13 protein-coding genes are annotated in these 12,107 nt (G+C 72.0%); 4 read left to right on the top strand and 9 right to left on the bottom strand.

Translation table 11 applies throughout. From position 1 onward, the window contains the following. Position 1: 1 nt before the first annotated feature. On the bottom strand, positions 2 to 499 hold the full coding sequence (dut, locus tag ACZ53N_RS00530; protein WP_184738529.1) for a dUTP diphosphatase: 498 nt from the start codon (positions 497 to 499) through the stop codon (positions 2 to 4). Beyond that, positions 499 to 1,083, bottom strand: coding sequence for a PaaI family thioesterase (locus ACZ53N_RS00525; protein ID WP_469138788.1), 585 nt, complete (start codon positions 1,081 to 1,083; stop codon positions 499 to 501). The genes dut and ACZ53N_RS00525 overlap by 1 nt, the downstream gene beginning before the upstream one ends. Before the next feature lie 59 nt (positions 1,084 to 1,142). Here ACZ53N_RS00525 and ACZ53N_RS00520 point away from each other — a divergent pair, with 59 nt between their 5' ends. After that, positions 1,143 to 1,586, top strand: a complete 444-nt coding sequence (locus tag ACZ53N_RS00520; protein WP_469138787.1) for a DUF3093 domain-containing protein — start codon at positions 1,143 to 1,145, stop codon at positions 1,584 to 1,586. A 98-nt stretch (positions 1,587 to 1,684) separates the two neighbouring features. Here ACZ53N_RS00520 and ACZ53N_RS00515 read toward each other — a convergent pair whose 3' ends face one another. The 4 genes from ACZ53N_RS00515 to ACZ53N_RS00500 form a co-directional block, all read right to left on the bottom strand. Continuing rightward, complete coding sequence (locus tag ACZ53N_RS00515) at positions 1,685 to 2,533, bottom strand: hypothetical protein (protein WP_469138786.1); 849 nt, start codon at positions 2,531 to 2,533, stop codon at positions 1,685 to 1,687. A 14-nt stretch (positions 2,534 to 2,547) separates the two neighbouring features. Next, positions 2,548 to 2,844 carry a DUF4193 domain-containing protein gene (locus tag ACZ53N_RS00510; RefSeq protein ID WP_130881781.1) on the bottom strand — a complete coding sequence of 99 codons (297 nt, stop codon included), beginning with the start codon at positions 2,842 to 2,844 and terminating at the stop codon, positions 2,548 to 2,550. 397 nt (positions 2,845 to 3,241) lie between these two features. Further along, the gene (locus ACZ53N_RS00505) at positions 3,242 to 4,504 is read right to left on the bottom strand and encodes a sensor histidine kinase (protein WP_469138785.1); all 1,263 of its coding nucleotides are present in this window, start codon (positions 4,502 to 4,504) and stop codon (positions 3,242 to 3,244) included. A gap of 6 nt (positions 4,505 to 4,510) precedes the next feature. After that, complete coding sequence (locus ACZ53N_RS00500) at positions 4,511 to 5,164, bottom strand: response regulator transcription factor (protein ID WP_130881783.1); 654 nt, start codon at positions 5,162 to 5,164, stop codon at positions 4,511 to 4,513. A 307-nt stretch (positions 5,165 to 5,471) separates the two neighbouring features. Between ACZ53N_RS00500 and ACZ53N_RS00495 the strand changes: the two genes are divergently transcribed. Further along, positions 5,472 to 5,639: a hypothetical protein gene (locus ACZ53N_RS00495; RefSeq protein ID WP_165451696.1), complete on the top strand. Its 168-nt coding sequence runs from the start codon at positions 5,472 to 5,474 to the stop codon at positions 5,637 to 5,639. Between the two features lie 208 nt (positions 5,640 to 5,847). Here ACZ53N_RS00495 and ACZ53N_RS00490 read toward each other — a convergent pair whose 3' ends face one another. Both ACZ53N_RS00490 and ACZ53N_RS00485 read right to left on the bottom strand, forming a co-directional pair. After that, the gene (locus ACZ53N_RS00490; protein ID WP_469138784.1) at positions 5,848 to 6,660 is read right to left on the bottom strand and encodes an inositol monophosphatase family protein; all 813 of its coding nucleotides are present in this window, start codon (positions 6,658 to 6,660) and stop codon (positions 5,848 to 5,850) included. A gap of 336 nt (positions 6,661 to 6,996) precedes the next feature. Then, positions 6,997 to 8,133: a ferrochelatase gene (locus tag ACZ53N_RS00485; RefSeq protein WP_469138783.1), complete on the bottom strand. Its 1,137-nt coding sequence runs from the start codon at positions 8,131 to 8,133 to the stop codon at positions 6,997 to 6,999. 153 nt (positions 8,134 to 8,286) lie between these two features. On the opposite strand from ACZ53N_RS00485, the gene ACZ53N_RS00480 reads away from it, so the two are divergent. Continuing rightward, positions 8,287 to 9,561: an MFS transporter gene (locus ACZ53N_RS00480; RefSeq protein ID WP_469138782.1), complete on the top strand. Its 1,275-nt coding sequence runs from the start codon at positions 8,287 to 8,289 to the stop codon at positions 9,559 to 9,561. Further along, positions 9,518 to 10,840 (top strand): D-arabinono-1,4-lactone oxidase, encoded by a 1,323-nt coding sequence (locus ACZ53N_RS00475; RefSeq protein WP_469138781.1) that lies wholly within the window; start codon positions 9,518 to 9,520, stop codon positions 10,838 to 10,840. Before ACZ53N_RS00480 ends, ACZ53N_RS00475 begins: the two co-directional genes overlap by 44 nt. Here the strand turns inward: ACZ53N_RS00475 and ACZ53N_RS00470 are convergent. After that, positions 10,829 to 12,004 carry a hypothetical protein gene (locus ACZ53N_RS00470; RefSeq protein ID WP_469138780.1) on the bottom strand — a complete coding sequence of 392 codons (1,176 nt, stop codon included), beginning with the start codon at positions 12,002 to 12,004 and terminating at the stop codon, positions 10,829 to 10,831. The genes ACZ53N_RS00475 and ACZ53N_RS00470 overlap by 12 nt on opposite strands. Positions 12,005 to 12,107 lie beyond the last annotated feature (103 nt).

Below are 12,107 nucleotides of genomic sequence, written 5' to 3'. Positions count from 1 at the left end.
GTCACTGTCCTTCCCGGTCGCGGGCGACCGAAGCGAATCCATTCCCCACGGCAGCGTGGCCACCGGTGGACCCGAAGCCCCCTTCGGCCCGCGCCGAGCCGGGAAGCTCCGCCACCTCGTGGAAGCGGACCTTCTCGACCTGCTGGACAACCAATTGGGCGATGCGGTCGAACCGCTCGAACCGCACGCTCTCGCGCGGGTCCAGATTGACCACAATCACCTTGATCTCTCCACGGTACCCGGCATCGATGGTCCCCGGGGCATTGACCATGGAGACCCCGCACCGGGCAGCGAGTCCCGAACGCGGGTGCACGAAGGCGGCGTACCCGTCCGGCAGCGCGATGGAAACCCCGGTGGGGAGCACCATCCGCTCGCCGGGGGCCAGCACCGCGGCCTCGGTGGTGACGAGATCACAGCCGGCGTCGCCGGGGTGGCCGTACGCGGGAATCGGCACCTCCGGATCCACTCGGCGGATCAGCACGTCAAGGGGACTGCGCATCACGGGTTCACCTCGAAAGCTCGCGCGACCTTCACCTGGTCGGGGTCGGCCAGAGCGGCCTTGATCTCGGCCGGGCGGCCGTTCTCGATGAAGTGGTCGATCTTGACCTCGACGAACATCGCGTCCGCGCGGACCGCGACGGGCCCCTCGGGGCCCCCGATCCGGCCGGTGGCCGTGCAGTAGATCTTGCGACCGTGCACCGCGAGCACCTCGGCGTCCAGATACAGCACCGTGCCCACGGGGACGGGACGGACGAAGTCCGTCTCCAGGCGGCCGGTCACCGCGATCACCCGCAGCAGCCAGCCCAGCCCGCCCAGCGTCTCGTCCAGCGCCGTGGCCAGCACCCCGCCGTGCGCGAGACCGGGCGCGCCCTGGTGGGCCTCCTTGACCCGGAACTCGGCCGTGACCCGCACGCCCTCGCCGGCCCGCGTCTCGAGGTGCAGGCCGTGCGGCACCGAGGGGCCGCAGCCGAAGCAGTACTCGTAGTGCGACCCGATGGTCTCTCCGGGCGCGGGGGCATCGGGGTGCCGCACCGGCGGCCCGGCGTCGTCCGGGGGCGTCAGCGCTGTCGTTCTTCCACTCACAGGGGCTGACCTTACCCGCGCAGGGGGCACCCGGTCCCGGCCGTGCCAAGCTTGGGCTTATGCAGCCTTACGAAGAACGCCTGACCGCGCCCCGTTCCTGGTGGTTCATCGCGGTTCTCGTCGGGGTCGCCATGGCGCTGATCCTGCTGCCGCTGGGCAAGCTGCCGCTGCTGTGCGGCCTGGTGGGCGGCGGCGCGCTGGCCGCCGTCGCGGTCAGCTCCTACGGGTCCGCGCGGATCCGGGTGGTCGGCGGCGCCCTGATCGCGGGCGACGCGCGGATCCCCGTCGAGGCACTGGGGGTGCCTCAGGTGCTGGACGCGGAGGAGGCCCGCGCCTGGCGGACGCACAAGGCCGACACCCGCGCCTTCATGCTGCTGCGGGGATACGTCCGCACCGCGGTGCGGATCGAGGTCGTCGACCCGGCCGACCCCACCCCGTACGTCTATCTCTCCACCCGCTCCCCCGAGCGCCTGGCCGCCGCCCTCACCGCCGTACGGGCATGAGGGCCCCGCCGGGCCGGCGGGACGGTCCCACGACCGCCCAGCAAGGGCCCCAGGGGCCCGGCTGGCGGGCGAAGGACGGCTCGACGGCCCGAGAAGGGTCACTCCGCCCCCGACTGCTCCTGGGCGGGCGGCAGGCCGGTTCGGCCGGCGTCGGGCAGCGCGCCCCAGGGCACCTGCTTGGTCCGCAGGTCCTTGCGCACCTTTTCGGCGAGCCTCTTGGTGTCGCGGCGGTTCATCGCCGCGCCGACGGCCGCACCGATCATGAAAGGCGTGAGGTTCGGCAGATTGCGGAACGAGCGCTTGAGGACCTGCTGGCGCAGCTCGCGCCTCAGCTGGCCGCCGAGGGCGGCATTGAGGGTCATGGGGGAGGTCACGTCGATGCCGCGCTCCTCGGCCCAGGCGGCCAGATAGGCCGTCGCCCGCTGCCGCGCGGTCCCCGGTGCCCGGAGCCCGTAGACCTCGTGGAGCTCGGCGATGAGCTTGAACTCCACGGCGGCGACGCCGACGATCTCGGTCGCCAGCTCGGCGGGCATGGCGGGCGGCACCGGCAGCATCGCCGCCGCGCCGACGCCGGCGCCCACGGTGGAGGTGCCGTTCGCGGCACCGGCCACCAGCTTGTCGGCGAGCTGCTCCGGGCCGAGGCCCGGGAACTGCTCGCGCAGGGTCGCGAGGTCGCGCACCGGGATGCGCGGGGCGTTCGCGATGATCCGTTCGGCGACGGCGGTCAGACCCGCCCTCGCCCCCCGGCCGCCCTTTTTGGCCCCACGGCCGACCGCGGCCGCGAGCGAGGCCGTGCGGCCCCGCTCCACGCTCGCGTCGACCGCTTCACCGGCCGCACCGGATTCGCCCGATGCGGCCGCATCCTGCCGCGCGACGCCCTCGGCCGGCCCGTTGGTCAATTCGGGCTGCCGGGAGCGTCGCCTCCGGAACGGGGTCGAGCCTGCCATGGCAGACCCGGTCCTCAGTCGCAGTCGCGGCAGATCGGCTGGCCGTCCTTCTCGCGGGCCAGCTGACTGCGGTGGTGCACGAGGAAGCAGCTCATGCACGTGAACTCGTCGGCCTGCCGGGGCAGGACCCGGACGGACAGTTCCTCATTGGAAAGGTCCGCGCCGGGCAGTTCCATGCCCTCGGCGGACTCGAACTCGTCGACGTCGACCGTCGACGCGGACTTGTCGTTCCGCCGGGACTTGAGTTCCTCGATGCTGTCCTCGTTGACGTCATCGTCGGTCTTGCGTGGGGTGTCGTAGTCCGTTGCCATGTCGCTCTCCCCCTCTGGGTGTCTGCGGTGTCTCCAGCGCACGTAACGCGTGAGAGGCCGGACTTGTGCCCGACCTGAGGCGGAGATTTTGCCTCACATCAAGGTCTGTTACTCAATCGACACCCAACCGCACACCTGAAGAGGTGATGGGGATGGATGGCGAACGGGACCGTACACGGTCCGGACGACGCATGCGGATGCGCCATCACCTGTACTTCCCGTGATCAGGACCCCCGGAAACCCCCATTTTTCCGGCGTTCCGGCAGCCTGATCGATCACGGAGAGTAGATGGCCGGAAGTTTGCGCATGTGATCGATCACACATACCCACAGCGATGGCCGGAACGTGAAAATTCCGCCCAAAGCGAACCTTCGGCCGCCCTATTCTCGCAGAGTTCTCAGGTCGGCAGGACAACTCTCATGATCAACCCGCCTCCCTCTCTGGGTTCGGCCGTGATCCGCCCGCCGTGCGCCCGGGCCACCGAGCGCACGATCGACAGACCGAGCCCCACACCCTTGTCGCTGCCCGTGCGCTCGGTGCGGAGCCGTCGGAACGGCTCGAAGATGTTGTCCAGCTCGTACGCCGGCACGACCGGCCCGGTGTTCTCCACGACCAGCAGCGCCTGGCCCGGCAGGGACCGCGTGGTGACCTCGACCCAGCCGTCGGGAGTGTTGTAGCGCACGGCGTTCTGGACGAGGTTCAGCGCGATCCGCTCCAGGAGCACGCCGTTGCCCTGCACGACCGCCGGCTCCCGGGTCCCCCGCACTTCCACGCCCTTGGCCTGTGCCTCGGCACGGGCCTGGTCGAGGGCCTGGGAGGCCACCTCGGCGAGATCCACGGGCTTGCGGTCCACGATCTCGTTGTCACTGCGGGCGAGCAGCAGGAGGCCCTCCACGAGCTGCTCGCTGCGCTCGTTGGTGGCGAGCAGGGTCTTGCCGAGCTGCTGCAGCTCGGGCGAGGCGCCGGGGTCGGAGAGATGGACCTCCAGCAGCGTCCGGTTGATCGCCAGCGGGGTGCGCAGCTCGTGCGAGGCGTTGGCCACGAACCGCTGCTGCGCGGTGAAGGCCCGCTCCAGCCGGTCCAGCATCTCGTCGAAGGTGTCCGAGAGCTCCTTCAACTCGTCGTCCGGCCCACCCAGTTCGATGCGCCGGGACAGGTCCGTCCCCGCGACGCGGCGGGCGGTGCGGGTCATCTTGCCGAGCGGCGAGAGAACCCGGCCGGCCATGGCGTAGCCGAAGGCGAAGGCGATGACGGCAAGGCCGAGGAGGGCGAGCAGGGAGCGGCGCAGGAGGCCTTCCAGGGCCCCCTGGCGCTGGTGGCTCATGCAGGTGCTGAGGATGTCGTTGGCCTGGCCGGGGGTGAGGCCGGGGGCCTTGAGAGCGGGGCAGGCGTCGCCTGTGACCTTCACCTGGCTGCCGTTGACCAGCTCGATCAGCGGCTCACTGCCGGTGCTCAGCGCGTTGGCGGCCAGCAAATAGATGATCGTCAGCAGCAGGACGCCGGCCATCAGGAACATCCCGCCGTAGAGCAGGGTGAGCCTTATCCGGATGGTCGGGCGCAGCCAGGGGAACGGCCGGACGACCGGCTGGCGGGGGTCCCAGGTGGGCTTCGGCGGCGTGGGAGGCGCCGCCGGTCGTGCGGGGGTGGCAGGAGTGGGCATACGGCGTCAGATCCGGTATCCGGAGCCGGGTACGGTGACGATGACGGCGGGCTCGCCGAGCTTGCGGCGGAGCGTCATGACCGTGACGCGGACAACATTGGTGAACGGGTCGGTGTTCTCGTCCCAGGCCTTCTCGAGGAGCTGCTCGGCCGAGACCACCGCGCCCTCGCTGCGCATGAGCACCTCCAGCACCGCGAACTCCTTCGGCGCCAGCTGCACCTCCCGGCCCTCGCGGAAGACCTCGCGGCGGTTGGGGTCCAGCTTGATGCCGGCGCGCTCCAGGACGGGCGGCAGGGCCACGGTGGTGCGGCGGCCCAGCGCCCGGACGCGGGCGGTCAGCTCGCTGAAGGCGAAGGGCTTGGGCAGATAGTCGTCCGCGCCGATCTCCAGGCCCTCCACGCGGTCGCTGACGTCGCCGGAGGCGGTGAGCATCAGGACGCGGGTGGGCATGCCGAGCTCGACGACCTTGCGACAGACGTCGTCGCCGTGGACGAGCGGGAGGTCCCGGTCGAGCACGATGACGTCGTAGTCGTTGACGGCGATGCGCTCCAGAGCGGCGGCTCCGTCGTACACGACGTCGACGGCCATGGCCTCCCGGCGCAGTCCGGTGGCGACGGCATCTGCGAGCAGCTGCTCGTCCTCGACGACGAGTACGCGCACGGCGCTGGTCCTTTCCTTGGGCCCTGTGGGCAGGTGTGAGTCCCCTGACGGGTGCGTCCATCCTGCCTCGAACGTCGATAAACCGGCCGTAAGGGGGGCCCGGACGGCCGGAACGCCGGGGATTCCGGATTCCTTGAAGTTCACAGGTTTCCGCTCGGATTGCGGTGGGGAAGACGTCTGCACACCCGCGATCACGCTTTGTGGCGCCACGTCACGACCGGCCGCCACCCGCAGGGACACCGCACGTGATCGTTTCGCCGTCGGCACACCCCCGTGCCATCGACCCACGACGAGAGGGCGCCGCACCATGGACGCGTTCACCGCTGGCATCCTGCAGCGCATAGAGAACACCCGGACCGACCTCGACCAGGCCCGCCGGACCGGCGACGAGTTCCTCGCCGAGGTCGAGCAGGCCGAGCTGGACGACCTGCACCGCCTGGCCGCCGAGCACGGCGTCGAGGTCACCGCCGCGTGAGCCCTTCGGGCTGATCCCCACGGCCGAGCGCCCCGCTGCCAGGTCCGGCGGCGGGGCGCTCGTCGTATCCAGCGGATCTTTGCCTCGCAGCCGCCCTTGCAACCGCCTGCGGCGGCGAGCGCCCTGCGGACACAGCGCAGCCAGCCCGTCCGGCGCTTGAGGACACCGCCGCGCAGCGGTGGTGCGCCCCATGGACCCGCCCGGAGGGCTAATCGTGCCAGGCGCCCAGCTCTTCCAGGCGGGCCTGGAGGGGCTCGAAGAGGCCCTGGGGGGCCGCCACGGCCAGTTCCGTGGAGACCGGGTCGCCGGGGCGGCCGCCCGTCAGCGCGCCCGCCTCGCGGGCTATGAGCGCTCCCGCCGCGTAGTCCCAGGGGTTGAGCCCGCGCTCGTAGTACCCGTCCAGCCGGCCGCAGGCCACGTCGCACAGGTCGATCGCCGCCGAGCCCCCGCGCCGGATGTCCCGGACCTCCGGCAGGAGGGACCGCAGCACCTCCGCCTGGGCGGCCCGGCGGGCCGTGAGGTAGCCGAAGCCGGTGCCGATCAGTGCCTGATCGGACGCCGGCGCGGGGCGCACCCGCAGACGGCGGTCACCGGCGAAAGCCCCCTCGCCGAGCACCGCCCGGTACGTCTCGCCACGCATCGGGGCGGCGACGACGCCCACCGCCGCCTCACCGTCGATCTCGGCGGCGATGGACACGGCCCACGACGGCAGGCCGTACAGATAGTTGACCGTGCCGTCGAGCGGGTCGATGACCCAGCGCACCCCGCTGGTGCCCTCGCTGCTGGCTCCCTCCTCGCCCAGCACCCCGTCGTGCGGGCGCCGGTCCGCGAGGAAGCCGGTGATCAGCTTCTCGGAGGCGATGTCCATCTCGGTGACGACGTCGATGGAGCTGGTCTTGGTCGCGGCCACCCCGAGATCGGCCGGGCGGCCGTCGCGCAGCAGCGCGGCGGCGCGCTCCGCGGCCTCCAGGGCCACGGCCAGGAGTTCGGCTTTCAGGGGGGCGTGGGACACGTCGTTCACGGTGCTCCTCGGTGCGTCTTTCCGCTGTGTGCGGGACCTACGCGGACGGGACTGCTGATTGCGGCCAGGGCCTGTCCGGCGGATCTTCGTGGATCAGCGAGCGGCGCTGGGGACACCTCCCAGCCCTCGTACCGGTCGCGCTCGGGGCGACTTTCGACGACGCAGCGAGCGCGCGTGCCGGGCGTCGGGCGCCCACGAAGGTCCACCGGCCAGGCCCTGGGGTGTGTCCGCGAAGTCGCGGCGTACGCCCGAAGGGCGTGGCCCGCGGCATTGGGGGCACACCCCAGCGGTAGCTGGGGGAGCGTCGCGGGCCAGGCGCGAATTTGCGGACACACCCTAGGCATGGGGGCTGTCGGCGCCCGCGGCGGCGGGGCGCGGGGCGCGGGCCGGGCAGCAGCCGACGGGGCACAGGTCGTGGCTCGGGCCGAGGGCGCCCAGCGCGCAGCGCTCGGGAGAGCGGCCGCGCTCGGTGGCCGCGCGCTCCAGCACCAGGTCACGGACGGCGGCCGCGAAGCGCGGGTCGGCTCCCACGGTGGCGGCACGCGCGACCGGCAGCCCGAGGTCGGCGGCCTTGGCGGTGGCCTCGGTGTCGAGGTCGTACTTGACCTCCATGTGGTCCGACACGAAGCCGATCGGGATCATGACGACGCCGGGGGCGCCGGCGCCGTGGGCGCTCTCCAGGTGGTCGCAGATGTCGGGCTCGAGCCAGGGGATGTGCGGGGCGCCGCTGCGGGACTGGTAGACGAGCTGCCAGGGGTGACGGACGCCGGTCTCCTCGGTGACCGCCTCGGCGATCAGCCGGGCCACGTCGAGGTGCTGGGCGACGTACGCGCCGCCGTCGCCGTGCCCGGCCACCGGGCCGGAGGTGTCGGCGGCGGCGGTCGGGATGGAATGCGTGGTGAAGGCGAGGTGCGCCCGCTCCCGTACGCCCTCGGGCAGCTCGGCGAGCGCCGCCAGCGTCGCGTCGACCATGGGGCGGACGAAGCCGGGGTGGTTGAAGTAGTGGCGCAGCTTGTCGACACGCGGCGGCGTCAGGCCCTCCGCCTCCAGGGCGGCGAGGGCGTCCGCGAGGTTCTCGCGGTACTGCCGGCAGCCGGAGTAGGAGGCGTACGCGCTGGTGGCCAGCGTCAGGACGCGGCGGTGGCCGTCCTCGGTCAGGCGGCGCAGGGTGTCGGTCAGATACGGCGCCCAGTTGCGGTTGCCCCAGTAGACCGGCAGGTCCAGGCCGTGGTCGGCGAAGTCCTTGCGCAGCGCGTCGAGCAGCTCACGGTTCTGGGCGTTGATCGGGCTGACGCCGTCGAAGAGGAAGTAGTGCTGCCCGACCTCCTTGAGCCGCTCGCGGGGGATGCCCCGGCCGCGGGTCACGTTCTCCAGGAACGGCACGACATCGTCCGGGCCCTCGGGTCCGCCGAAGGACAGCAGCAACAGGGCGTCGTACGGGGAACACGGGGCGGCAGCGCTCTGATCCGACATGCGTCCGATCCTGCCACCCGGCACTGACAGGCAGGAAATGGCCGTGCGTCGCACTGTTGTACATCGTAAGCTGTATCGGCCACTTACATCCCTTACGCCCAGCGCGCCCCTCCCCCCGTCGCCCCCTGGCCGTCATCTCTCGCGGAGTCACCCTTGCCCAGTCCCTACCGCGCGATATTCGCCGCCCCCGGCGCCAAGGGCTTCTCCACCGCCGGCTTCTTCGGCCGCATGCCGCTGTCGATGATGGGCATCGGCATCGTCACGATGGTTTCCCAGCTCACCGGCCGTTACGGGCTGGCGGGCGCACTCTCGGCGACCCTCGCGCTGTCGGCCGCTGTGCTCGGCCCGCAGATATCCCGGCTCGTCGACCGGCACGGACAGCGCCGGGTGCTGCGCCCGGCGACGCTGGTGTCGCTCGCCGCGGTCGCGGGGCTGCTGATCAGCGCGCAGCAGGGGTGGCCGGACTGGACGCTGTTCCTCTTCTCGGCGTGTGGTGGCTGCGTGCCGAGCGTGGGCTCGATGGTGCGGGCCCGGTGGGCGGCGATATACCGGGGCTCGCCGCGGGAACTGCACACCGCCTACTCCTTCGAGTCCGTCGTCGACGAGGCGTGCTTCGTCTTCGGGCCGATCCTCTCGATCGGCCTGTCCACGGCGTGGTTCCCGGAGGCGGGCCCGCTGCTGGCCGGCTGCTTCCTGGCCGTCGGGGTCTTCTGGCTGACCTCGCTGCGAGCCACCGAGCCCGAGCCGCACCCCCGCGACCACCATGGCGACGGCTCCGCGCTGCGCTCGCGGGGACTGCAGGTGCTGGTGGCCACCTTCGTCGCCACGGGCGCCATCTTCGGCGCGGTGGACGTGGTGACAGTGGCGTTCGCCGAGGAGGAGGGCCACAAGGCCGCGGCGAGCATGGTGCTCGCGGTGTACGCGCTGGGCTCCTGCCTGGCGGGCGCGGTCTTCGGCCTGCTGCACCTGAAGGGCGACCCGGCCCGTCGCTGGCTGCTGGGCGTGTGTGCGATGGCCGTGAGTATGATCCCCCTCCAACTGGTCGGGAACCTGCCGTTCTTGGCCGTGGCGCTCTTTGTCGCGGGCCTGTCCATCGCGCCGACGATGGTCACCACGATGGCCCTCGTCGAACAGCATGTACCGCGCGCGAAGCTGACCGAGGGCATGACCTGGACGAGCACCGGGCTCGCGGTCGGGGTGGCGCTCGGGTCGTCGGCCGCCGGCTGGGTGGTCGACGCCGCGGGCGCCGGGGCGGGGTACACGGTGGCCGGCGTGTCGGGGGTGCTCGCGGCGGCGGTCGCGTTCCTCGGGTACCGCCGGCTCCGGCCGGCGCCGCAGCGGGTGGGGGCAACCACGCCGCAGGCAAGGGGAGGGTCTGTCGCGGATGACGGAGCGGACGACGGGAACGAGCAGCAGCGCGTGGCGTAACTGGGCGGGGAACGTCACCGTCCGGCCGGAACGGACCGCGGCCCCGGCCTCCGCCGAGGAGCTGGCCGCCCTGGTCGCCGAGGCGGCCGCCGAGGGCCTGCGGGTGAAGGCGGTCGGTACCGGTCACTCCTTCACGGCCGCCGCGGCCACGGACGGGCTGCTGATCCGCCCCGAGCGGCTCACCGGCGTCCAGGCGATCGACCGCGTCGCGGGGACCGTGACGGTCGCCGCGGGCACGCCCCTCAGACGGCTGAACGAGACGCTGTCCGCTCACGGCCTGTCGCTGGCCAACATGGGCGACATCATGGAGCAGACGGTCTCCGGGGCGGTCAGCACCGGCACCCACGGCACCGGTCGCGACTCGGCCTCGCTGGCCGCCCAGGTCACCGGCCTGGAGCTGGTGACGGCCGACGGCTCACGGCTCACCTGCTCCGCGAGCGAGAACGCGGACGTCTTCGCCGCGGCCCGGCTGGGACTCGGCGCCCTGGGGGTGATCACCGCGATCACCTTCGCGGTGGAGCCGGAGTTCCTGCTCCGGGCACGTGAGGAACCGATGCCCTTCGACCGGGTGACGGCCGAGTTCGATCAGCTGGTCGCCGAGAACGAGCACTTCGAGTTCTATTGGTTCCCGCACACCGACAGCTGCACCACCAAGCGCAACAACCGCAGCGCGGGCCCCGCGGCACCGCCCGGTCGCGTCGCCGGCTGGGTCGAGGACGAGCTGCTGGCCAACGGCCTGTTCCAGGCCGTCTGCACGCTGGGGCGGGCCGTCCCGGCCGCCGTCCCCGGCATCGCCAAGGTCGCCGGCCGCGCTCTCTCCGCCCGTACGTACACCGATGTCGCCTACAAGGTCTTCACCAGCCCGCGCCGGGTCCGCTTCCTGGAGATGGAGTACGCGCTGCCGCGCGAGGCCGCCGTGGCGGCGCTGCGCGAGTTACGGGCGATGATCGAGCGCACGGGGCTGCGGATCGCTTTCCCGGTGGAGGTGCGGACCGCCCCGGCCGACGATGTGCCGCTGTCCACCGCCTACGGGCGGGACACCGCCTATCTGGCCGTGCACATGTACCGGGGCACCCCGCACCGGGCCTACTTCACCGCCGCCGAACAGATCATGACGGCCCACGGCGGCCGGCCGCACTGGGGAAAGCTGCACAGCCGCGACGCCGCGTATCTGGCCGGGGTCTATCCGCGGTTCGCGGAGTTCGGCGCGCTGCGGGACCGGCTGGACCCGCAGCGCGTCTTCGGCAACGACTATCTGCGGCGGGTCCTAGGAGCCTGAGCCCGCCCCGGCCGCGGCGTTCTGCTGCCCCTGGGGCTGCTGCGACGGTGGCGGCGACTGGCCGCCGCCGGTGCCCGCGCCACCGTTGGTGGTGTCGCCCTTGCCGTCGTCGCTCTTGCCGCTGTCCGGCGTCTTGCTGGGCTCGGTCGGCGGGGTCGGCTTCGGGGTCGGGGAGGAGCCGCCGGAGGACGGCGAGGTCCGCGGGTCCGGCGACGAGTGGTCCGTACCGCCGCCCTGCCGCGAGGGGTCGGGAGACGGGGACGAGCCGCCGGTGCCGCTCTCCTGGCCGCCGCCCTGCGAGTGGCCCGGGCCGGGCGTGTGCGAGGGCCCCTGGTCGTGCTTCTTCTCCGACTTCTGCGGCTGGAAGATCTGGCCGACCGTGGTCCCGCCGCCGCCGTCGGCACTCGAGCCCTGGACCAGCTCGACGGCGGTCACCGTCCCCATGGCCAGGACGAAGACGGCACCGGCGGCCAGCAGCGGCCGCTTCCAGCCGCGCAGTCGGGTGCCGTGGGTGGTGCCGTCACTGAACGTGTCGTTGAAAGCGCCAATGAAAGAGTCGCCGTAAGAGCCGCCGTAAGAGCCGCTGTGCGTGTCGGCATGCTGATCGTTGTGCGGTTCGGAGCCCGCGCCGGAGTGCGCCCCCGCGTACGCCCCGGCTTCCGCCGAGGGGCCCGTCTGGTGCAGCGCCTGGGTCGCGTCGATCTCCGGCAGCATCTGGGTCGCCTCGGCCTGCCGGAGCAGCCGCGTACGGTCCGGCTCCGGCATCACCGGCCGGCCCTCGCCGGCCGCCGGCATGACGGTCGTCGCGTCGGCATCGCGCCCGGACCAGCCGTTTCGCCCTTCGCCGTCCGCTCGGTCGGTCGCGTTCCTGATGGCCCGGTCCGCGTCCCGCACAGGGACCTGGCGCAGCCTCGGCTTCGCCGCCTGGACCGTCACCTTGGTGATCTTCTCGCCGGTCCGCTTGAACAAGTGCTGGAAGATCGTGCCACCGGTGGTGGCGATCACGCTGACGACACCGGCACCGATAATCGTCCCGTATACACCGAGCTTGCCCGCGAGCAGCGCGGCGGCACACGCCGCCAGAGCGCTGCCGGCTACCTGCGCGACGCTCAGCTCCAGACGCTTGTTCTTCGGTTTTGCCTCGCTTTCGCCTTTGTCGTCCATCTCCAGCCTCTGTGTAGCCCTTTCATTCCTTCTGACAGACAGGACAGACTTCCGAGCGTAACGAACAGTTCCGATTCGGGCGATTGTGTGAACCTCACCACCT

The organism is Streptomyces sp. NPDC033229 (assembly GCF_055576875.1).
This window is presented reverse-complemented; position numbering and strand designations above follow the sequence as displayed.